Origin of the sequence: Brachybacterium sp., from assembly GCF_052095815.1 — a bacterium.
Lineage (GTDB): Bacteria > Actinomycetota > Actinomycetes > Actinomycetales > Dermabacteraceae > Brachybacterium.
The window spans coordinates 1-20,520 of sequence record NZ_JBQDLF010000037.1; the positions used below are offsets into that span (position 1 = coordinate 1).

Here is a 20,520-nt window from a genome sequence, read left to right on the forward strand (position 1 = left end):
CCTACCCGACCCGACACGCCAGCGGCGTGGCCCACCCCAACTCTGGCACAGGGGTACGACACTCTCGCTCGGCCGCACCATGAGTGACCGCAACTCGTCGATCCACCTGCGCACGACGAGCCTGACGCGTCGTCGCCCCTGAAGCCGATCGGGCTCTCCTCGACGGCTTCTATCGCGCGTCAGAACTGGTGACAGGACTTGATCCTTGCTCTGGGGCGCGAAGGAGTGCAGGACGGCGAGCCCCCCGAACAGCATGTTGCGACCGACAGCTTACGCCTCGGCCGCCGCAGTTCTCGTGCGCCGCGTGTGCACCGTCTCGTGGCTCAGATGAACTTTCTCGCAGCACTCGCCTCGCGTTCGCAGTCGAGTGCGACGCCGCACCCCGCGTCCACGCTCGATCGGGCTTCTCACGCGCATCGTCCGCGCGCGCTCGCGTGGAGCGGATGTTCCGCTGATCCTCCGTCGAGGACCTCGGAGAACAACGAAGGCCGCTGACCAGGATCTTCATCCTGGCCAACGGCCTTCAAGGAGTGGAGCTAGGGGGATTCGAACCCCCGACCTTCTCATTGCGAACGAGACGCGCTACCAACTGCGCCATAGCCCCATGTCGCTGGGCGACCCCGATAGATTAGCATCGCGGCTGCGGTGCTGTCGCATCGTGATCCGCGCCTTGACGAAGGTCACAGGGGAGGTCACAGCGGAGGTCACAGCGGCGGTCACAGGGGAGGTTGCAGAGGAGGCAAGGCGGCGTTCGCAGCGTTCACCCGGCGCGCACCGCGCCGAGCTCACCGCTGCGCGTCGCGCAGCTCCTGGAGTTCCTCCTGCACGGTGTCGAGCACCGCGAGGCGCTCCTGCCCGGTGCAGGCCACATAGGCGGGCTGGAGGTGGTCGGGGCGCTCCACACCGTCGTCGCCGGGCCAGGTGCGCAGCGAGCCACCGGCGCGGCGCAGGATGTGGAAGCCGGCCGCCACGTCCCAGGAGTTGATCGCGGTCAGGGCCGTCGCGTCGGCCCAGCCGGCGGCGACATAGGCGAGCTCGAGCGCCGCCGAGCCGAGGTGCCGCACCGCGGAGACCTCGTCCTCGAGGGAACGGAGGGAGCGTGCCGCATAGTCGGGGAACTGGGAGCCGACGCGCTGACCGGGGAACCCTGCCAGCACCAGGGCGTCGGGTGCCGGCCGCGTGGCGCGTGGGCGCAGCACTCGACCGTTCAGGGTCGCGTCGCCATCTGCCGCGGCGAACACCTGGCCGAGCACCGGAGCGTCGATCACGCCGGCGACCAGCTCGTCGCCGATCGTCACACCGATCGAGATGCAGAACAGCGGCAGGCCAGCGGCGAAGTTGCTGGTGCCATCGATGGGGTCTACGTAGAAGCTGACCGCCGGCTCGTCACTGGTGTCTCCGGCAGGCTGCTCGGCGGGACGCTCCCCGCCCTCCTCGCCGACGATCCGGGCGCTGGGCAGCAGCCGTCGCAGCTCGGAGACGATGATCTCTTCGCTCGCCCGGTCGTGCTCGGTGACGATGTCGTGGCTGGAGGTCTTGTACTCGCGGGCCAGGCCGTCGCGGTCCAACCCGCGGATGTACTCGGCTGCCGCGAAGGCTGCGGCGGTCGCGATGTCCAGCAGGTGCGAGGGCGAGGGGACGGCGGCGGACGGGGGACGGGGCGCGTTGGTGTTCATCGCGGCCAGGCTAGCCCGCACCGCGCGGTCCCGGGCGGGAGGACGGGGTGCGGACAGCCGGCCCCTGGGCCACTCTCCGGCTGTGTCCTCCCGCCGAACTCCCCCGCTCACCCCAGCAGGTGGCGCAGGTACGGGCTCATCAGCAGACCGTCGGGGTCCGCGGCCTCGCGCACGGCCCGAAAATCGTCGAAGCGTGGATGGAGCCGGGCGAGCTCACGGGCACCGAGCCAGTGCTGCTTGCCCCAGTGGGGGCGGGCGCCGAAGTTCGCGAGAGTCCGTTGCACCAGCAGCAGGTACGGGCCCGCCTCCTCTGCGTGATAGCGGTGAGCGGCGAGATAGACGGTGTCGCGCTGATAGGCGGTGGACAGCCACACATCATCGGCCGCGGCGCGGCGGATCTCGAGCGGGAAGGTCACGCGAACGCGCTCTGACTCGATACGGGAGCGCAGCGCCACGAAAGCCTCCTCGAAGCGCTCCGCGGGCAGGGCCCATTCGGACTCGTGGAACCGCACTCGCCGCGGTGCCGCGTAGACGGTGGCGGAGTCGTCGACCACCCGGGAGCCGGCGAACGAGCGTGAGGCGATCTCGGCGACGGGTCTGCTCAGCCGCGGCACCAGAGCCGCTGCGCGGCACAGCAGCTCCCAGGCGCCGTTGCCGAGCACCTCCTGCTGCAGGAGCTCAGCCGCCCGAGCGGGGCGCTCCCGCAGGGCATCGGCCGGCAGCCGATGCATGGTGCGCACGGTCGCCCGGTCGGTGCGGGGGAACCAGAAGATCTCGTGGTGGTCGTTCCTGAAGGAGTCCGCGAGGAAGGATCCGACGGCGGGGTCGAGCGCCCGGGTGCTCTCGACGAGCTCGAGGCGGTAGGCCGGCACGCACTGCAGGGTGACCTCGAGCACCACCCCGATCGTGCCGAGCCCCAGCCGTGCCGCCGCGAAGAGCTCGGGGTCCCTGGTCGGGGAGGTGTCCACGACCGAGCCGTCCGTCAGCACCAGCCGCAGGGCGCGCACCATCCCCGCGAAGCCCGTGAAGGTCGCTCCGGTGCCATGAGTGCCGGTCTGGATCGCCCCGGCGATCGACTGCCGGTCGATGTCCCCCATCACCGACAGCGCGAGCCCGTAGGGGGCCAGCAGCTCGGCGACCGCCCACAGCCGTGTTCCGCCGCGCAGCGTGACCAGCCCGGTGGCCGGGTCCGCGCTGACCAGACCCTGGTAGCCGTCGAGGCTCAGGGTGATCCCGTCGGTCGCGACGAGCGCGGAGAACGAGTGCCCGCCGCCGAGCACCCGCAGGGAGCAGCCGCGGGCGCGGGCGGCGTGCACCGCCTCGACCACCCCGTCCTGTGAGGTGGGGCGCAGCTCCTGCTGCGGAGTCCAGCGCACAGCTCCGCTCCAGGTGCGCATCGACGTGCTGCTCGTCCTCATCGGCCGCTCCTCCGGGGCTCGCTGGATGGTCCGCCCGCGGCCCGGAGGGCACCGGTGCGAGAAGGGTTCAGAGGAAGACTGCACCCTCACCGCGGTAGGTGGGGAGAAAACCGGAGATCTCCTCGCCCTGCACGAGGACGTACGCCGCGAAGTGCTCGGCAGGTTCGCCCGCCTTCGCATGCCGCAGCCAGACGGTGTCCCCGACGCGGAGGGCGTCGGCCGCGGGACCGATGACGGGAGTCTGCACCTCCCCCGCCGCCTCCTGCGGGGCGAAGGCGAGGCCGGGTGGATGCGCGATGGTGGGCAGGCGATCCTCCGCCGGCACACCGCTGGCGATCCAGCCGCCGCCGAGCAGGGTCGCGACCCCCGGGGCCGGCCTGCGCACCACGCTCACGCCGAGCAGCAGCGCGGCATGCGGGGTGAAGTCCCGGTAGTGGTCGAACAGCCCCGGACCGACCAGCCCGGAACCGGCGGCGATCTCCGTGACGGCTCCTTCCGCGGCGGTGGACTCGATCGAACCGGTGCCGCCGCCGTTGACGAACTCGAGCTCGACGAGATCGCTCACCGTGGCGACCACCTCTGCGCGTCGGGCAGCGACGTCTGGGCGGGAGAGGCGCTTCATGGCCCGCACCGCGGCACCGTACGGGGTCGCGGCCGCGTCGGTCACCCCGGCGACGTGCCCCTCATACGCCATCAGCCCCACCAGGGCGAGTCGTGGCCGGGCCAGCACCTCGCGGGCGAGAGCGACGGCCTGATCGACGCTCCGCACGGGTGACCGCAGCGCTCCGAACCGCAACCCGGGAAGACCGGGAAGAGGGGCATAGGAGACGTCGAGCTCGAGCGCGATCCGGATTCGCCGCCCTCCCGCACGGGGGTGGAGATCAGCGGTGGCATCCAGGATCAGGTCGAGCTGCGCGGACTCGTCGACCATCAGCGTGATGGCGTCCAGGGCCTCCGGGCGGGTCGCGAGGCGTCGCAGCGCCCCGCGCTCGGCAGTCGGGTAAGCGACGACGACGTCCCGGGCGCCGTGGTGCACGAGCCACAGCGCCTCAGGGAGTGTGAAGGCGAGGATGCCCGCGTACCCGGGCCGGGCGAGCACCCGCTCGAGCAGGCCTCGCACTCGCAGGGATTTCGAGGCGACGCGCAGCGGGGTGCCGGCGGCGCGGCGCGCGAGGTCCGCGGCATTGGCGTCGAAGGCGTCGAGGTCGAGCACCGCGACCGGCCGCTCGTGGATGCCCGTGCGAGCGAGCAGCTCGTCGAGGTCCTCGAGACGGCGGCCTTCGAGCATCTCAGGCCCGTCGGCGGGCGAGGATCTCGTCGAGATGGAGGTCCTGGGCTGGTGCGAAGGTCTCGTCGACCGCCTCGAGCTCCTCGACCTGTCCGCTCTCCAGCGGCACCGAGGTGGCCAGCATGCTCTGACGATGGGCGGCATGGCGGGTTGCGAGGTCGTCCACCTCGCCCCGCAGCGTGTAGGTGGGACGGGGCACAGAGCGGGGAGTCCACTCCCCCGGCCGGGTGGTCCGCTGGAGGGCGCGCTCGGCGGCATCCTCGAGTGGAGTGCTCTCGGCCGGTGCAGAAGAAGCGACGGGCTCGACGGCGTCGACCACCGTCGCCGGGGTGGTCGAGCTGTCCGCTGCAGTCGCACGGCGGCGGGCGGTCTCCTGCTCAGCTCGCTCCTGGCGGGCGCGGGTCGCGGCGAGAGTCTGCCGAGACCTCCGCTCGAGCTCGCTTCGGCGCAGCCCCACCAGGTAGATCGCGGTGCCGGTCAGCGCGATCACCGGCAGCCACCAGGTGACGGTCTCGGCGACGGCGAGGCCGATCAGCACTGCCGTGACGAGAAGCATGCCGACCAGCACGAGGCGCAGCAGACGGCGGGAGCGGGCACGCTCCTGGACAGGGTCGATGCGGGTACCCGGCTCGGCATCGAATCGGGGACGACGCGTGGGATCGGCGGGGCGCAGGAGCAGACGGTCCTGAGACATGGGCGGGTTCACCTCGGTAGGCATGCGGCGGGCGTGGACGGCCGCGGAGAGGTCCCGCGCCTGGGAGGTCATCTCGGCCTCGTCCGCGGCGCGGGCACGGCCCATCACCTCACGACGGCTTGCTGTGCGCGGCAGGGCATAGGCCAGCCACAGCAGCAGCAGGATGCCGAAGAGGACGGCTCCAAGATTGATCGACTCCACACCCACACACTAATGACACGACTGTGATTCCCCTGGTCACGTCGTGGGCGTGTCGGGAGGAAACTCTCGTTGAAGTCGTCTCAGCACTCCGCGGCCGTCATCACCCGTGACCACTTCCTCCGCGGTGAGGGCGAAGACGAGGTGGTCGCGCCACGCGCCGTCGACATGGATCGCCGCGCGCCGCATCCCCTCCGGCCGCAGGTGGAGCTTCTCGACCACGCGCAGGCTCGCGACGTTCTCAGGGCGCACCGTGACCTCGATGCGATGCAGTCCGAGCTCGGCGAAGAGGTGATCGATGACCAGTGCCACCGACCGCGGCACCAGACCACGCCCCGCCTCCTCGCGGTCGATCCAGTATCCGAGCACCGCGGAGCGCAGTGCGCCGTACTGGATCGGGCCGGCGGTGATCTGCCCGAGGACCGCGCCGCCCCGGCGCGTGATCGCGAGCGGGAGGTGGGTCCCCAGTCGTGCCTGCTCCTCGTTCCAGCGCCGGAGGGTGCGGAAATTGATCGGGGCCCGGCGGCGCTCAGGATCGCTTGCGTCCCACGGACGCAACCAGTCGGCATTGCGCTCTCGCAGCCGGTCGAAGTCGGTGCGATCCCACCGCCGCAGGGGTCGTAGGGTCAGCTCCCCGTCGTGCAGGGCCAGCGGCCACACGTGAACCATCGCGTCATCGTAGTCGGCCACGTCCCCACCGACTGTCCCTTCCCCACCGACACGCCATCCCTGGAGTCCAGCTGTCCCTGGAGTCCCAGCCGTCCCTGGAGTCCCAGCTGTCCCTGGAGCCTCAGCTGCTCCTGGAGCTCATATGCCCCATATGGGAGCCTGTCCCCATGGATCCCGAGATGCTGGCCTCGAAGAAGCGGGAGCTGCGCAGGCAGCTGCGAGCCCATCGGGCTGCGGCCTATGGCGGGGAGCACGGTGCGGCCCGACGGGCCAGCGAAGCTCAGCAGCTGCTCGGGCACGCCTCACCCCTGATCACCGCCGTCGAGGCGGCCGTGACCGCGGCGCGGGCTGCAGGGACGGCGCTGCCGCTGGTCGCCGCCTATCACCCCACTCCCTCAGAGGCCGATGTGATGCCGCTGGCCCGCCGACTCGCGCAGGCGGGGGCCCGCCTGGTGTTCCCCGCCGCCGACGCCGGCACCGAGCTCGAATGGATCGCGTGGGACGGCGACTCCGACTTCCAGGACTCCCCCGGGCGCGGCTTCGGCAAGGAACCGCGCGGTGAGCGCCTGGGCACCGGCGCTCTCCACGAGGTGATGCTCGTGCTCGCCCCCGCCGTGGCCGTGGACCGCTCGGCGACCCGGATCGGTCACGGGGCGGGCTATTACGACCGTGCGCTGACCACGATCCCGCCGAGTGCACAGGTGGTGGCGGTGATCCACCCGAGCGAGCTGCTCGAAGAGGGGGCCCTGGTGCGCGGCGAGCATGATGTGCCGATCCCGCGCGTGCTCACGGCCGACGGTCTGGTCTCGCTGATCACGTCCGAGGGATCCTGAGGGCTCTGCAGTCGTAAGATGGTCGGCGGTCGGCCCTGCGGCGGACCCGTGCCCATCGATCATCCCGGAGGATCCCGCGTGCCCACGTACGTCTATGCCTGCAAGAGCTGCGCGCATCGTTTCGAGCAGTACCAGAGCTTCAGTGAAGATTCCCTGGTGACCTGTCCGGAGTGCGCAGAGGATGCGCTGCGCAAGGTCTTCGACTCGGTCGGCATCGTCTTCAAGGGATCGGGCTTCTACTCGACCGACTCCCAGACCTCGGGCGCGTCCACCTCCTCCACGGGCTCCGCGAGCTCCGCTGGCGGCGAGTCCACGAGCTCCTCCGCGCCTGCCACTGCCACCGAGTCGAGCACCGCCTCCGCCCCGGCCGCCGCATCGACCACCAGCGCCCAGCCGGTCCCCGCCGCAGCCTCCTGATCTCGCGCCCTGCCCGGGCCCTCTCACCGGGTCGGGATGCACAGCTCATCCCTTCCGCGACCGTTCCTCCCCACCGGGAGGTCATCCACCGCGAGGCCTCCAGCGCCCCGCAGCTACGGTCGGCGACCTAGCGTCCAGGCATGCTCTCCCGACTCCGCAGTCATCTTCCCCACTGGCGCCGTGCACTGCGCCGCCGTCGACGCCTGCTGGCACTGCTGGCCCTCGCGGTCGCGGTCACGGCGGTGCTGCCCTCGCTCCTGCCACCTTCGGCCCGGGGTGTTCAGGTGATCGTCGCGGACGAGGACCTGCCCGCCGGGACGGTGTTGGGACCGGAACATCTGCGCACGGTGCGCACGGCGGAACAGCTGCTTCCCGCAGAGGCCCCGACCGCAGCCGAGCACGTGCTCGGTCGCGCCACCACCCATTCGGTTCCTGCCGGCGCCCCGCTCCTGGACGTTTTCCTCTCCGGAGAGGGACAGCCATCGCTCCCCGAGGGCGCGGTGCTGATGGTGGTTCCCATCCCCGATCTGCTCGCCCCGCATCTGAGTCCGGGGACCCGTGTCGAGCTGCTTCCCGCGGATCCCGCTCTGGACTCCCCCGGTGCCATCACCGCCCAGGTGGTCGAGGCCGCCCCGACGACTCCCTCCACCGTCGGGCTGGGAGGTGCCGGCTCCGGTTCGACCCAGATCCTGGTGGCCGTGGACCGTGCCAGTTCTGGAGAACTGGCTCACGCTCTCGGCGCGGGCACCGTCATGGTCGCGGTGATCGGCTAGAGTCCGTGCGGAACCGCTAGCGCGGATCCTCCCCATCCCCGACCCGAGAAGGATGACCCCATGAAGGGTTTCAAGAACTTCGTCATGCAGGGCAACGTCATCGACCTGGCGGTCGGTGTCGTCATCGGCGGCGCCTTCACCGCTCTGATCGGTGCGTTCGTCGCCAATCTGATCCAGCCCGTGATCAACGTCTTCGGCGGCACCAACGTCAACGGACTCTCGTTCAAGATCATCGACGCGAATGAGGCCACCCGGGTGGACCTCGGTGCTGTCCTCTCCGCGGTCATCGCCTTCCTGATCACCGCTGCCGTCGTCTACTTCGTCTTCGTGCTGCCGATCTCCAGCGCACGCAAGCTCGATCGCAAGCGTCGTGGCCTGCCCGAGGAGGAGGAGACTGCGGTGTCCGAGGACATCGTCCTGCTCACCGAGATCCGTGACGCGCTCACGGCGCAGCGTGGTGGCCCCGTCCAGCCCGGCGGCACCACCCCGCAGGTCTGACTCACATGAGCGGTGCTTCGGCACCATCGTCCACCGGCGCGGGTCGGGACCATCGGGTCCCGGCTCGCGCCGTTTGCGATGCCTCCCCCGCCGCGCCCGCCTCACCCGCCTCACCCGCACCGGAGCCGGTGCCCTCCCCCATCGATGAAGACTCAATCGACGCCGTCATCTCCTGGTTCTCGCGCACCGGGCGCGACCTCCCCTGGCGCCATCAGGGGGTCTCCGCCTGGGCCATCCTGGTCTCCGAGGTGATGCTCCAGCAGACCCCGGTGGTCCGGGTGCTGCCACGATGGCGGGAATGGATGAGCTGCTGGCCGACTCCCGCCGATCTCGCCGACGCCCCGACCGCTGAGGTCCTGCGCCGCTGGGATCGGCTGGGCTATCCCCGGCGGGCACTGCGGCTGCAGGAGTGCGCCCGCGCGATAGTGCGTGAGCACGGTGGGGAGGTGCCCATCGGCGAGGAGGTGCTGCGTTCGCTGCCCGGGGTTGGTGAGTACACCGCCGCTGCGGTCACCGCCTTCGCGCATCACCGTCGGGCCGTCGTCGTGGACACCAATATCCGGCGCGTGCTGACCCGCTCCCGTCGAGGTCGAGCGCTCCCGGACCGCTCCTACAGCGCGGCCGAGCGCAGCCTCGCCGCCCGCAGCCTGCCCTCCCAGCCGGAACGCTCCGTCGCCTGGAACCAGGCGGTGATGGAGCTGGGGGCGCTGGTCTGCACGGCACGGTCACCGCGCTGCGAGGAATGCCCGCTGGCCGCCCAGGGCTGTGCATGGCTGGCTGCGGGACGCCCCGCCCCGGAGACGGACACCCGACGGCGCCAGGCCTTCGAGGGTACGGATCGGCAGATGCGGGGCATGATCATGGCGCTGCTGCGCCGAGACGGCACCGCGACCGAGAAGGAGCTGCTCGACCTGGACCGGGACGATACGGCTCGGGTGCAGCGCTGCGCCGAGTCGCTGCTGAGCGACGGCCTCGCCGTCTCACAGGGCACCGGCCTGCGCCTGCCCTGACCCTGCACCTTTGATCCTGCACCTTTCCAGAAGGGCACGATCGCACGCTCGCTCAAGGCTGAGCAGGTGTGCCGAGCGCTGTTCAGCGCTCGCGGTCCAGGAGCTTGATCATTCGCGTGTTCCCGAGGGTGTTGGGCTTGACCCGAGCGAGATCGAGGAATTCCGCGATCCCCTCGTCCAGTGAGCGCAGCAGCTGGTTGTAGAGCTCGGGGTCCACGCTCTCGCTCATCACCTCGAAACCGTGACGGGCGAAGAATTCCACCTCGAAGGTCAGGCAGAACACCCGCTGCAATCCGAGCTGGAGGGCACGCTCGAGCAGGGCCTCCAGCAAACGGTGGCCCAGGCCGGTTCCCCGCTGTTCGTCGTGGACCGCCAGGGTGCGCACCTCGGCGAGGTCCTCCCACATCACGTGGAGGGCACCGCAGCCGATCACCCGGCCGTGTTCGTCGGTCGCGACCAGGAATTCCTGGATCGACTCGTAGTAGGACACGAGGTCCTTGCCCAGCAGCACCCCGGTATGGGTCATGGGCTCGACCAGCGAGTTGATCGCTCGCACGTCGGCGGGCAGGGCGGGGCGGATGCTGATGCTCATGCGGGGCTCTCCTCGCCTCGGGCCGCGCTCGGAGATTCGGCGCTGACAGCGATCGGTTCACCGCCCGGCAGCCCGGGACGGGACTGCGTGCGGAATGGATCTGAGTCAGCGGGAGCCTGGACGTCGGGCTGCTGGGATGGGTCGGGCTCTGCCGTGCTCAGTTCAGCTGAGAGGCTCACTGCGGCGGAGTGCTCGGTGGCGGACTGCTCAGGGGCATCGGGCGTGGCTGCGGACTGCGGGGCAGTGGACTCCTCGAGCGCGGCGTCCCGCTCCGTATCCGCGTTCGTGTCTGCCTCTGCCGCGCGTCGCTCCGCACGCCGGTCCAGCGCACGGTGCACAGCTGTGATCAGCCGTTCGACGAGCAGGGCCATCACCACGGCAGCGATCAGCGCGACCGTGATTCCCAGCAGGTGGTTGTCCTCGAACCAGGCACCGGCGAGGGCACCGATCGCACAGGAGTAGACCGCCCAGACGAAGGTGGACAGCAGGGAGCGGGGCCAGAAGTTCCGGTGGGGATAGTGCACCGCGCCGGCGACGAGGTTGACCGCTGTGCGGCCGAAGGGGATGTAACGAGCGGTCATGAGGAAGACCAGAGCCCGCTTCTGCAGGCCCCGGTCGGCGGCCTCGACGGCGGCGCGCCCCTTGCCCTCGCGCAGGAACTTGAAGCGCTCGTAGCCGATCTTGTTGCCGACCAGGTAGCCGACGTTGTCCCCAGTCCAGGCTCCGAGCCAGGCGGCAAGACCGATCAGGAGGATCGAGGGCCTGCCCGAGCTCGACCAGAGGGAGGAGAGGGTGACGATCGTCGATTCGCTGGGCACCGACGGGAAGAAGCCATCGAACGCAGCGAATCCGTACACCACGAGATAGACCCACCAGGCATCAGCAAGGGTCAGGATCCAGGATTCAAGCTGGCCAGTCAGCGACAGCAACCAGTCGATCACGTGAGCTATCGGTCCTCTCCATGGGAATCCGCGGTCAGCCGCTCCGGAGCAGCAGGTCTCACGGGCCGTCAGCCGCTCCGGAGCAGCAGGTCTCACGGGCCGTCAGCCGCTCCGGAGCAGCAGGTCTCACGGGCCGTTCGTGTGCGCCGCCGAGGTCAGCGCTGCGCAGCACCGGTGCCGGCCTCACCCCGAGAGGGTGGGGCCGGCACCAGCCGAGATCAGGCGCTGGCTTCCGCGCTGTCCGTGCCCGGTGCATCCGAGCCTTCGGTCTGCGTCACGACGTCCGCGCGAGCCTGAGTCATCGACTCGAGGTCGACGACCTCGGAGATCGGTTCCAGGGTGCCGTTCTCGCCACGGCGGGTGAAGGTGAGCTCGCCCAGCAGGCCCTCGCCCTCGGCGTCGACGACGATCTCGTCGCCGACCTGGATCTGACCGAACAGGATCCGCTCGGAGAGCGTGTCCTCGATGTCGCGCTGGATGGTGCGACGCAGCGGTCGCGCACCGAGCACGGGGTCGTACCCCTTCTCGGCCAGCAGGCTCTTGGCCCCCGTGCTGAGGCTGAGCGACATGTCCTTGTCCTGGAGGCGCTTCTGGAGCTTGGCGATCTCCAGATCGACGATCTGGACGATCTCCGCCATCGAGAGCTGCGGGAAGACCACGACATCGTCGACACGGTTGAGGAACTCGGGCTTGAAGTGCTGCTTGAGCTCCTCGTGGACCTTCGACTTCATCCGCTCGTAGTCGGTGGAGAGGTCGCCGCCCGCGGTGAAGCCCAGGGACACGCCCTTGGCGATGTCCCGGGTGCCGAGGTTGGTGGTCATGATGATGATCGTGTTCTTGAAGTCCACGACCCGACCCTGGGAGTCGGTGAGGCGACCGTCCTCGAGGATCTGCAGCAGCGAGTTGAAGATGTCCACATGGGCCTTCTCCACCTCGTCGAAGAGCACCACGGAGAAGGGCTTGCGGCGCACCTTCTCGGTGAGCTGGCCGCCCTCGTCGTACCCGACATAGCCGGGAGGCGAGCCGAACAGCCGCGAGGCGGTGTGCTTCTCGCCGAACTCGGACATGTCGAGCTGGATCAGCGACTCCTCGTCGCCGAAGAGGAACTCGGCCAGCGCCTTGGCCAGCTCGGTCTTGCCGACGCCCGTGGGCCCGGCGAAGATGAACGAGCCGCCCGGACGCTTGGGGTCCTTGAGCCCCGCACGGGTGCGACGGATGGCACGGGAGATGGCCTTGATGGCCTCGTTCTGCCCGATGACCCGCTTGTGCAGCTCGTCCTCCATGTTGAGCAGACGCGAGGACTCCTCCTCCGTCAGCTTCACGATCGGGATGCCCGTCGAAGCTGCCAGCACCTCGGCGATGACCTCTTCGCTGACCGTGGTGACGGCATCGGACTCGCCGTGACGCCAGGCCTTCTCCTTCTCCTCGCGCTCCGTCTTGAGCTTCTGCTCCTCGTCCCGCAGGGAGGCGGCGAGCTCGAAGTCCTGCCCGTCGATCGCCTCCTCCTTCTTCTTGCGGGTCTCCTCGATGCGCGCGTCGAACTCCTTGAGCTCGGGCGGCGCGGTGAGCCGACGGATGCGCAGGCGGGCCCCGGCCTCATCGATCAGGTCGATCGCCTTGTCCGGCAGGAAGCGGTCGTTGACGTAGCGGTCGGCGAGGTTCGCGGCGGCCACCAGGGCGGCATCCGTGATCGTGACCTTGTGGTGCGCCTCGTAGCGATCGCGCAGACCCTTGAGGATCTCCACGGTGTGCGCCACCGACGGCTCCTCGACCTGGATCGGCTGGAAGCGGCGCTCGAGCGCCGCATCCTTCTCGATGTGCTTGCGGTACTCGTCGAGGGTGGTCGCCCCGATGGTCTGCAGCTCGCCACGGGCCAGCATCGGCTTGAGGATGCTGGCCGCATCGATCGCGCCCTCGGCGGCACCTGCACCCACGAGGGTGTGGATCTCGTCGATGAACAGGATGATGTCACCGCGGGTGCGGATCTCCTTGAGCACCTTCTTCAGGCGTTCCTCGAAGTCGCCGCGGTAGCGGGAGCCGGCAACCAGGGAGCCCAGATCCAGGGTGTAGATCTGCTTGTCCTTGAGGGTCTCGGGCACATCGCCGGCGACGACGGACTGCGCGAGCCCCTCGACCACGGCGCTCTTGCCGACACCGGGCTCACCGATCAGCACGGGGTTGTTCTTGGTACGGCGGGAGAGCACCTGCATGACCCGCTCGGCCTCGTGCTCGCGGCCGATGACCGGGTCGAGCTTGCCCTCGCGGGCGGCCTGGGTGAGGTTGCGACCGAACTGATCCAGCACCAGAGATCCGGCGGGCTGACCCTCGGCGGGGCCGCCGGCATTGGCCGGCTCCTTGCCCTGGTAGCCGGAGAGGCGCTCGATGACTTCCTGGCGCACGGCCGACGGCTCTGCCTTGAGGCGGGAGAGGACCTTGACGGCCGTCCCCTCGCCCTCGCGCAGCAGACCGAGCAGGATGTGCTCGGTGCCGATGTAGTTGTGCCCGAGCTGCAGCGCTTCGCGCAGGCTCAGCTCGAGGACCTTCTTCGCACGCGGCGTGAAGGGGATGTGGCCGGAGGGCGTCTGATTGCCCTCGCCGATGATGTCGCGGACCTGCTCGCGCACGGCATCGAGGGTCACGCCGAGAGCCTCGAGGGCCTTGGCCCCGACGCCCTCGTTCTCGTGGATCAGGCCCAGCAGGATGTGCTCGGTGCCGATGTAGTTGTGATTGAGCAGCCGTGCCTCGTCCTGCGCCAGGACGACGACGCGGCGGGCGCGATCGGTGAAGCGTTCGAACATGGTCCTCCCCCGTCCGGTGGTGGTGATGGATCGAGACTACGCGGATCCGAGGAGGATGCATCGCCTGTTCGCCGCTGGCGTGATAGCTGTTCGCCGCAGGCGTGATCGGTCGTCATTCCTGGATGCCGGTGAGCGCTCACCGGACGATTCCACTCACGTTCCCCGCTCCACTCCCAGCGGCCGACATGCACCGCCGACCTGTCGGTCGAGCTGCGTCCCCGGACGGCGGCAGCCCCTAAGATGACCCACGTCATACTTTCTGCGTGAAGGAGCATCCCATGGGCGCCATCGTCGGCGGCATCATCCTGTTCGTGCTCGGAGCCATCTCCCGCTTCGCCCTCGAGTTCGACCTGCCGGGCGTGGACTCCACGATGCTCGGCACCATCCTGATGGTCGCCGGGGCGGTGCTCTTCGTCGTGGGCCTGCTGCTCTCACTGCGCTCGCGCAAGACCGTGGTCAACACCCAGAGCGCACCGGGGCACACGGTCTCGGAGCGTCGGGATCCCCCGCCCACCGTCTGACCGTCCTGTCTGACCGTTCCGCTGTCCTGTCTGACCGTCCCGTCTGACCGTTCCGTCTGACCCTCACCCCTCGTCCGACCAGAGGCGGCGCCCCGATCCGGGGTGCCGCCTCTGTCTGTCGTTGTCGGTGTTGGCGCAGGGACGGAACCGGCCAGGGGAAGGACAAGGGACCGACGGCGCGCACCTGAATGTCCACCGTCAGCCCGGGGGGATGAGGCGGCGGAGGGGCCCGGACACGGGATACGCTGGATGCCACGACCGCCCGGAGCCGCACGACGCGACGTGCCGACCGGCCTCGAGGCGCGTGACGTGCACAGCGAACGGAGAGATATGGCTGACCTGGACGTGACCCGTGCGGATGCGGTGCTGATCGGTGGAGGCATCGCCAGCGCGACCCTCGCCGCGATGCTCACCGAGCTCGAGCCGAGCTGGAACATCGTGGTCCTCGAACGGCTCCACGAGCTGGGTGCGGAGTCGAGCGACGCCTGGAACAACGCCGGCACCGGCCACAGCGCGCTCTGCGAGCTGAACTACACGCCGCAGGACGTCGACGGCTCCGTCAGCCCTGCCAAGGCGATCTCCATCAACGAGCAGTTCCAGGTCTCGAGGCAGTTCTGGGCGCATCTGGTGGAGAACGACCGCATCGGTGATCCGGCCAAGTTCATCCACACCGTCCCCCACATGAGCTTCGTGCATGGCATGGAGAACGTGGACTACCTGCGCCGTCGACATGAGGCGCTCGCCGCGAACCCGCTGTTCGACCGCATGGAGTTCACCACCGAGCACGCTCAGCTGGCCCAGTGGGCACCGCTGGTCTCCGAGGGCCGACCGGTCACCGAGACCATCGCGGCCACCCGTTCCGCCGACGGCACCGATGTCGACTTCGGGGCCCTGACCCGCCAGATGCTCGACTTCGCCTCCCGCACCGGCACCACGGTCTCGACCGGTTCCGAGGTAGTCGATCTGCGCCGCATGGGTGAGGACTGGGGCGTGATGGTCCGCTCCACCAAGGACGACTCGATCCGGGTGGTGCGCGCGCCGTTCGTCTTCGTCGGCGCCGGCGGCTACGCGCTGCCGCTGCTGCAGAAGTCGGGGATCGACGAGATCCGCGGCTTCGGCGGCTTCCCGATCTCCGGCCAGTGGCTGCGCTGCACCGATCCCGAGGTCATCGCCCGTCACGACGCGAAGGTCTACGGCAAGGCGGCGGTGGGTGCACCGCCGATGAGCGTCCCGCACCTCGACACCCGCTTCGTCGATGGAAAGCGTGCCCTGATGTTCGGCCCTTACGCCGGCTGGTCACCGAAGTTCCTCAAGACCGGCAGCTACACCGACCTCTTCGAGTCGATGAAGCCCTCGAACATCACCCAGATGATGGCGGTGGCTCCCCCGAACCTCGACCTCATGGTCTACCTCGGCTCGCAGCTCGCCGCCACCCACCACCAGCGCTTCGAAGCCCTGCGCGAATACATGCCCGCCGCGCACGAGGGCGACTGGGAGGAGATCACCGCCGGCCAGCGCGTCCAGGTGATCGCCCCTGACAGGGCCAAGCACGGCGTGCTGCAGTTCGGCACCCAGCTGATCACCGCAGCCGACGGCTCGATCGGCGGCATGCTCGGCGCCTCCCCCGGCGCTTCGACGGCCACCAGCATCATGCTGGGCCTGCTCGAGAAGATGTTCCCGCAGCGCATCGAGGCCTGGCGTCCCACGCTCACCCAGATGGTCCCGAGCTGGGGCCGATCGCTCTCCGAGGATGCTGACGAGGCGCACCGCACGCTCTCTCGCACTGCCGAGTCGCTGGGCCTGAACCACGCCTGACCTCTCACCGGCGCGGCCGCTCCCCTGCAGGGCGCGGCCTCGTCCCCGAGCGCACGACAGAGGAGGAAGGACCACGGATGCGCATCTCGCTGATGACCACCTGCCTGGTGGATGTGATGGCGCCGGACGTCGCCCGGGCGACGGTCACGCTGTTGGAGCGGCTAGGGCACCAGGTGGTGTTCGACAAGCGCCAGACCTGCTGCGGCCAGATGCACACCAACTCCGGCTACTACACGGAGGCGGCCCCGGTGGTGCGCTCCTTCGTCGACACCTTCGAGCCTGCACTGGACACGGTCGACGCGATCGTGATGCCGTCCGGTTCCTGCGTCGGCTGCGTGCGCGACCAGCATCAGCTGGTCGCTCGGCATGAGGGTGACAGCGAGCTGGAGGAACGCGCCGCGGCGGTCTCGGCGAAGACGTACGAGCTCTCCGAGCTGCTGGTGGACGTGCTCAAGGTGACCGACGTCGGCGCATACTTCCCGCACTCGGTGACCTACCACCCCACCTGCCACTCGATGCGGTTCCTGAAGGTGGGTGCGCGCCCGCTCAAGCTGCTGCGCGCGGTGGACGGCATCGAGGTGAAGAACCTCCCCGAGTCCGATACCTGCTGCGGGTTCGGCGGCACCTTCTCCGTGAAGAACGACGCGACCAGCGATGCGATGGTGACCGACAAGGCCGCCAATGTGGTGCGCAGCGGTGCGGATTTCGTGGTCGCCGGTGACGCCTCATGCCTGATGAACATCGGTGGCAAGCTGCGCCGCACCGGCGCCGCCCCGAAGTCGATCCACCTGGCGCAGATCCTCGCCTCGACCAAGGAGGACCCCTTCGTCCCCTCGGAGACCATCCTCGGGAGATCCGCATGAGTTCTACGAGCACAGTCCACCTCGGGATCCCCCAGGTCCGCCCTCAGCACGCCTCCCCCAGCTCGACCCTGCGGGGCGAGCGCGGCTTCCCGGAGGCCGCACGGGACGAGCTCGCGAATCCCACGCTCCGAGAGAACCTGCGCCGGGCCACCTCGACGATCCAGTCCAAGCGTGCGTCAGCAGTCCGTGAGGTGCGGGACTGGCAGAAGCTCCGCACCGCCGGCAGCGCCTTGAAGTGGCAGGTCACAGATCATCTTCCCGAGCTTCTCGAGCAGCTCGAATCCTCCGTGACCGCAGCCGGCGGCGTGGTCCACTGGGCCCGCGATGCCGAGGAGGCCGGAGAGATAGTCACCGCCCTGGCCCTCGAGCGCGGCGCGCGGGAGGTGCTGAAGGTCAAGTCGATGGCGACCCAGGAGATCGGACTGAACGAGGCGCTCGCCCACGCCGGGATCAGGGCGATCGAATCCGATCTCGCCGAGCTGATCGTTCAGCTGGCCGATGACACGCCCAGCCACATCCTGGTGCCTGCGATCCATCGCAACCGTGCGGAGATCCGGGAGATCTTCCTGGCCTCGATGCCGGACCTCGATGAGTCGATCACCGATGAGCCGGCTGAGCTCGCTGAGGCGGCACGTCGTTTCCTGCGGGAGAAGTTCCTGGACATGCCCGGCTCGGTGGCGATATCCGGGGCGAACTTCGCTATCGCGGAGACCGGCACCCTGGTGGTCGTCGAATCCGAGGGGAACGGCCGCATGTGCCTCACGCTCCCGAAGACGCTCATCTCCGTGGTGGGGATCGAGAAGATCGTGCCGACCTTCGAGGACCTCGAGGTCTTCCTGCAGCTGCTGCCCCGCTCCTCCACCGGGGAGCGCATGAACCCGTACACCACGATGTTCACCGGGGTCCATGACGGGGACGGGCCCGAGGAGTTCCATCTGGTGCTGCTGGACAACGGCCGCTCCGCGGTCCTCGAGGACCCCGAAGGCCGCAGCGCACTGCACTGCATCCGATGCTCGGCCTGCCTGAACGTGTGCCCGGTCTATGTCCGTGCCGGCGGCCACGCCTACGGCTCGACCTATCCGGGCCCGATCGGGGCGATCCTCTCCCCCCAGATGACAGGGATGAGCGGGGACGACGATCCCAACTCGACGCTCCCCTATGCCTCGAGCCTGTGCGGCGCCTGCTACGACGTGTGTCCGGTGAAGATCAACATCCCGGAGATCCTGGTCCACCTGCGGGCGAAGGACGTCGACCGCCGCCGGGAGACCCGTGGAGACTTCCACGGCACGTGGGACATGGCACTGAAGGGAGCGGGCAAGCTCATGTCCTCTCCCCGCGCCTACGACCTCGCGGTGCGCTCCGCCGGTCCCCTGACCTCTGTGCTGGGTGGGAAGAACATCGGCAAGCTCCCTGGTGTGCTCCCGCTGATACCCGGCTGGACCGATCACCGTGACCTGCCCAAGCCCGGCACTTCCTTCCGCTCCTGGTGGGACCAGCACGAGAAGGAGCGCGCAGCGGCCGACGGCGCCGCTGACCCCGTTGGCCCCGAGAGCGCCACTGGCACTGGCACTGGCACTGGCACTGGCGAGGCCGCCACGGCGCCACCCGCCGGTCCCGACGCCGCGCCGGACAGCGAGGAGCAGGCATGACCGAGTGGACCGATGTCCGCCCGCAGCGCACCCCGGGGATGAGTGCGAAGGACGAGATCCTCGCCCGACTCCGGACCGCACTGGACGCCCCGCGCCGCGACGAGATCACCGAGGCCGCCGACGTGCCGCGCAGCTATCAGCGGGCCGACGACAAGCAGGAGCTGCGCACAGCACCCGAGAAGGTCCGCGGGGTGCTGGTCCAGCGTCTGGAGGACTACACCGCGGTCGTCCACCGGACCACCCCGTCCGAGGCGCCTGCAGCGGTCGCCGCCGCCCTCGGGGCCGCCCGCACCGTGGTCGTCCCCTCCGGTCTTCCCGATGCGTGGACGACGGCGGTGCAGGCGGAGCTGATCGTCGACGACGGCAGCGCCGACCCGCACCAGCTGGATGCGATCGATGCCGTGCTGACCGGCTGCCACACCGCGATCGCGCTCACCGGCACCATCGTGCTGCGAGGCGACGAGCGGGGCGGCCGCCGCGCGATCTCGCTGGTGCCGGACCATCACGTGATCGTGGTGGACGCCGACCAGGTGGTGCTCGGCGTCCCGAAGGCGATCCAACGCATGGGCGAGGATCCCCGTGCCGCCTGGACCATGATCTCGGGACCCAGCGCCACCAGCGACATCGAGCTGGAACGGGTCGAAGGCGTGCATGGACCGCGCCGCCTCGACGTCGTGCTCATCGAGCCCGCACCGGACCCGACGCCCGAAAGCGAGCCCGAGATCCAGCCCGTGACCCAGCCCGCGACCGACCAGGAGAACACCCGATGAACGATTCCATCCCCACCGAAGGCCTCGAGCTGTCCGTCGGCGACGGCCTTCGTGACCGTGGCGAGCTGTTCACCATCGCGGCCGGGGCATATCGCGCCGAGGTCTCCGCAGTGGGGGCCATCCTCGAGTCGCTCACCCTCAGCGGCCGAGATCTGCTGGTCCGCAATCCCGAGACCGGGCCGATGAAGTTCTACCGCGGCGCGATCGTGGCCCCCTGGCCCAATCGGATCGGGGACGGCCTCTACACCTGGGACGGACAGGAGATACAGACCCCGCTGACCGAGCCCGAACGGGGCAATGCTCTGCATGGGCTGGTGTCCTTCCAGAGGTTCACCCCGGTGACGGTCTCCGACGACGAGCTGGTGATGATCACGGAGCTGTTCCCCTCTCCTGGCTATCCCTTCCATCTGCTGCTGGCGGTGCACTATGCGTTGGACCCTCAGGAGGGCCTGAGCACGACGGTGACCGCCCGCAACCTCGGTGCACTGGACGCCCCTTACGGGGTCTGCCCGCATCCGTACCTGGTCGCCGGCCCCGAACCGCTCGATGAGTGGTCCCTGGAGTTCGACGCCGGCACCGTGCTCACCGTCACCGAGGATCGGCTCCTGCCCACCGGCACCGCAGCGATCGCGCCCGGGTCGGAGTTCGACTTCCGCAGTGCGAAGGTGATCGGCTCGCTGTTCATCGACCACGCCTTCACCGACCTCGGCCGGGATCCGCAGGGACGGCTCACGATCACCGTCAGCGCCCCGGGCGGCACCGGTGTCGAACTCTCCGCAGGTCCGGAGCTGCCGTGGTTGCAGGTGCACACCGGAGACCGACCGGAGCCCGAGAACAATCGGCTCGGACTCGCTGTGGAACCGATGACCTGTCCCCCGGATGCCTTCCGCAGCGGCACGGACGTGGTGCGCCTGAGCCCCGGGGCGGAGCACGCGGCAGCCTGGACCCTGCGCGGCTGGTGAGCGGACCCGCGGAGCACACCCTGCGGCTACGGCGCGAGCCGAGCAGACCCGCGGGTGGCTCCGCGGCATCAGCGCCACAGCATCAGTTCCGCAACGGTGCGGTCGGTGTCGAAATTCTGGTTGACTGTTAAGTAT

19 protein-coding genes and 1 tRNA gene are annotated in these 20,520 nt (G+C 69.4%); 11 read left to right on the top strand and 9 right to left on the bottom strand.

Features of this window, described 5'->3' with window-relative positions; translation table 11 throughout:
* Positions 1-531: 531 nt before the first annotated feature.
* The 6 genes from ACTH43_RS13630 to ACTH43_RS13655 form a co-directional block, all read right to left on the bottom strand.
* Positions 532-604, bottom strand: a tRNA-Ala gene (locus tag ACTH43_RS13630).
* Positions 605-785: 181 nt separating this feature from the next.
* Entirely contained in the window at positions 786-1,676 is an 891-nt protein-coding gene (locus ACTH43_RS13635; RefSeq protein WP_441445444.1) for an inositol monophosphatase family protein, read from the bottom strand.
* A gap of 107 nt (positions 1,677-1,783) precedes the next feature.
* Entirely contained in the window at positions 1,784-3,094 is a 1,311-nt protein-coding gene (locus ACTH43_RS13640; protein WP_441445445.1) for a D-arabinono-1,4-lactone oxidase, read from the bottom strand.
* 67 nt (positions 3,095-3,161) lie between these two features.
* Positions 3,162-4,382: an alanine racemase gene (locus ACTH43_RS13645; protein ID WP_441445446.1), complete on the bottom strand. Its 1,221-nt coding sequence runs from the start codon at positions 4,380-4,382 to the stop codon at positions 3,162-3,164.
* Between the two features lies 1 nt (position 4,383).
* Positions 4,384-5,277: a hypothetical protein gene (locus ACTH43_RS13650; protein WP_441445447.1), complete on the bottom strand. Its 894-nt coding sequence runs from the start codon at positions 5,275-5,277 to the stop codon at positions 4,384-4,386.
* A gap of 36 nt (positions 5,278-5,313) precedes the next feature.
* Positions 5,314-5,943 carry a GNAT family N-acetyltransferase gene (locus ACTH43_RS13655; RefSeq protein WP_441445448.1) on the bottom strand — a complete coding sequence of 210 codons (630 nt, stop codon included), beginning with the start codon at positions 5,941-5,943 and terminating at the stop codon, positions 5,314-5,316.
* A 167-nt stretch (positions 5,944-6,110) separates the two neighbouring features.
* On the opposite strand from ACTH43_RS13655, the gene ACTH43_RS13660 reads away from it, so the two are divergent.
* The 5 genes from ACTH43_RS13660 to ACTH43_RS13680 all read left to right on the top strand — a co-directional run bounded on the left by ACTH43_RS13660 (position 6,111) and on the right by ACTH43_RS13680 (position 9,474).
* Positions 6,111-6,776 carry a 5-formyltetrahydrofolate cyclo-ligase gene (locus tag ACTH43_RS13660; RefSeq protein ID WP_441445449.1) on the top strand — a complete coding sequence of 222 codons (666 nt, stop codon included), beginning with the start codon at positions 6,111-6,113 and terminating at the stop codon, positions 6,774-6,776.
* Positions 6,777-6,854: 78 nt separating this feature from the next.
* Positions 6,855-7,193: an FmdB family zinc ribbon protein gene (locus ACTH43_RS13665; protein ID WP_441445450.1), complete on the top strand. Its 339-nt coding sequence runs from the start codon at positions 6,855-6,857 to the stop codon at positions 7,191-7,193.
* 140 nt (positions 7,194-7,333) lie between these two features.
* Complete coding sequence (locus tag ACTH43_RS13670) at positions 7,334-7,966, top strand: SAF domain-containing protein (protein ID WP_441445451.1); 633 nt, start codon at positions 7,334-7,336, stop codon at positions 7,964-7,966.
* A gap of 60 nt (positions 7,967-8,026) precedes the next feature.
* Positions 8,027-8,464: a large conductance mechanosensitive channel protein MscL gene (gene mscL, locus ACTH43_RS13675; protein WP_441445452.1), complete on the top strand. Its 438-nt coding sequence runs from the start codon at positions 8,027-8,029 to the stop codon at positions 8,462-8,464.
* 128 nt (positions 8,465-8,592) lie between these two features.
* Positions 8,593-9,474 (top strand): A/G-specific adenine glycosylase, encoded by an 882-nt coding sequence (locus ACTH43_RS13680; protein WP_441445453.1) that lies wholly within the window; start codon positions 8,593-8,595, stop codon positions 9,472-9,474.
* Positions 9,475-9,556: 82 nt separating this feature from the next.
* Here the strand turns inward: ACTH43_RS13680 and ACTH43_RS13685 are convergent, their stop codons facing one another.
* The 3 genes from ACTH43_RS13685 to ACTH43_RS13695 form a co-directional block, all read right to left on the bottom strand.
* Complete coding sequence (locus ACTH43_RS13685; RefSeq protein WP_441445454.1) at positions 9,557-10,066, bottom strand: amino-acid N-acetyltransferase; 510 nt, start codon at positions 10,064-10,066, stop codon at positions 9,557-9,559.
* Positions 10,063-11,007: a VTT domain-containing protein gene (locus ACTH43_RS13690; protein ID WP_441445455.1), complete on the bottom strand. Its 945-nt coding sequence runs from the start codon at positions 11,005-11,007 to the stop codon at positions 10,063-10,065. The genes ACTH43_RS13685 and ACTH43_RS13690 overlap by 4 nt, the downstream gene beginning before the upstream one ends.
* 218 nt (positions 11,008-11,225) lie before the next feature.
* The gene (locus ACTH43_RS13695; protein ID WP_441445456.1) at positions 11,226-13,805 is read right to left on the bottom strand and encodes an ATP-dependent Clp protease ATP-binding subunit; all 2,580 of its coding nucleotides are present in this window, start codon (positions 13,803-13,805) and stop codon (positions 11,226-11,228) included.
* 278 nt (positions 13,806-14,083) lie between these two features.
* Between ACTH43_RS13695 and ACTH43_RS13700 the strand changes: the two genes are divergently transcribed.
* From ACTH43_RS13700 to ACTH43_RS13725, 6 genes are all read left to right on the top strand, one after another.
* On the top strand, positions 14,084-14,326 hold the full coding sequence (locus ACTH43_RS13700) for a DUF6458 family protein (protein WP_441445457.1): 243 nt from the start codon (positions 14,084-14,086) through the stop codon (positions 14,324-14,326).
* A 330-nt stretch (positions 14,327-14,656) separates the two neighbouring features.
* A complete protein-coding gene (locus ACTH43_RS13705; protein WP_441445458.1) occupies positions 14,657-16,141 on the top strand; it encodes a malate:quinone oxidoreductase in 1,485 nt (494 codons plus the stop codon).
* A 77-nt stretch (positions 16,142-16,218) separates the two neighbouring features.
* Positions 16,219-17,004 (top strand): (Fe-S)-binding protein, encoded by a 786-nt coding sequence (locus ACTH43_RS13710; RefSeq protein WP_441445459.1) that lies wholly within the window; start codon positions 16,219-16,221, stop codon positions 17,002-17,004.
* Complete coding sequence (locus ACTH43_RS13715; RefSeq protein WP_441445460.1) at positions 17,001-18,653, top strand: lactate utilization protein B; 1,653 nt, start codon at positions 17,001-17,003, stop codon at positions 18,651-18,653. The genes ACTH43_RS13710 and ACTH43_RS13715 overlap by 4 nt, the downstream gene beginning before the upstream one ends.
* A complete protein-coding gene (locus tag ACTH43_RS13720; protein WP_441445461.1) occupies positions 18,650-19,423 on the top strand; it encodes a LutC/YkgG family protein in 774 nt (257 codons plus the stop codon). Before ACTH43_RS13715 ends, ACTH43_RS13720 begins: the two co-directional genes overlap by 4 nt.
* A complete protein-coding gene (locus tag ACTH43_RS13725; protein ID WP_441445462.1) occupies positions 19,420-20,385 on the top strand; it encodes an aldose 1-epimerase family protein in 966 nt (321 codons plus the stop codon). Before ACTH43_RS13720 ends, ACTH43_RS13725 begins: the two co-directional genes overlap by 4 nt.
* The last annotated feature ends 135 nt before the right edge of the window (positions 20,386-20,520 follow it).

Excerpts from the sequence above, each read along its gene's own strand:
- ACTH43_RS13635 (WP_441445444.1), bottom strand. The coding sequence starts at position 1,676 with ATGAACACCAACGCGCCCCGTCCCCCGTCCGCCGCCGTCCCCTCGCCC.
- ACTH43_RS13640 (WP_441445445.1), bottom strand. The coding sequence starts at position 3,094 with ATGAGGACGAGCAGCACGTCGATGCGCACCTGGAGCGGAGCTGTGCGC.
- ACTH43_RS13645 (WP_441445446.1), bottom strand. The coding sequence starts at position 4,382 with ATGCTCGAAGGCCGCCGTCTCGAGGACCTCGACGAGCTGCTCGCTCGC.
- ACTH43_RS13655 (WP_441445448.1), bottom strand. The coding sequence starts at position 5,943 with ATGGTTCACGTGTGGCCGCTGGCCCTGCACGACGGGGAGCTGACCCTA.
- ACTH43_RS13660 (WP_441445449.1), top strand. The coding sequence starts at position 6,111 with ATGGATCCCGAGATGCTGGCCTCGAAGAAGCGGGAGCTGCGCAGGCAG.
- ACTH43_RS13670 (WP_441445451.1), top strand. The coding sequence starts at position 7,334 with ATGCTCTCCCGACTCCGCAGTCATCTTCCCCACTGGCGCCGTGCACTG.
- mscL (WP_441445452.1), top strand. The coding sequence starts at position 8,027 with ATGAAGGGTTTCAAGAACTTCGTCATGCAGGGCAACGTCATCGACCTG.
- ACTH43_RS13685 (WP_441445454.1), bottom strand. The coding sequence starts at position 10,066 with ATGAGCATCAGCATCCGCCCCGCCCTGCCCGCCGACGTGCGAGCGATC.
- ACTH43_RS13695 (WP_441445456.1), bottom strand. The coding sequence starts at position 13,805 with ATGTTCGAACGCTTCACCGATCGCGCCCGCCGCGTCGTCGTCCTGGCG.
- ACTH43_RS13700 (WP_441445457.1), top strand. The coding sequence starts at position 14,084 with ATGGGCGCCATCGTCGGCGGCATCATCCTGTTCGTGCTCGGAGCCATC.
- ACTH43_RS13705 (WP_441445458.1), top strand. The coding sequence starts at position 14,657 with ATGGCTGACCTGGACGTGACCCGTGCGGATGCGGTGCTGATCGGTGGA.
- ACTH43_RS13710 (WP_441445459.1), top strand. The coding sequence starts at position 16,219 with ATGCGCATCTCGCTGATGACCACCTGCCTGGTGGATGTGATGGCGCCG.
- ACTH43_RS13715 (WP_441445460.1), top strand. The coding sequence starts at position 17,001 with ATGAGTTCTACGAGCACAGTCCACCTCGGGATCCCCCAGGTCCGCCCT.
- ACTH43_RS13720 (WP_441445461.1), top strand. The coding sequence starts at position 18,650 with ATGACCGAGTGGACCGATGTCCGCCCGCAGCGCACCCCGGGGATGAGT.
- ACTH43_RS13725 (WP_441445462.1), top strand. The coding sequence starts at position 19,420 with ATGAACGATTCCATCCCCACCGAAGGCCTCGAGCTGTCCGTCGGCGAC.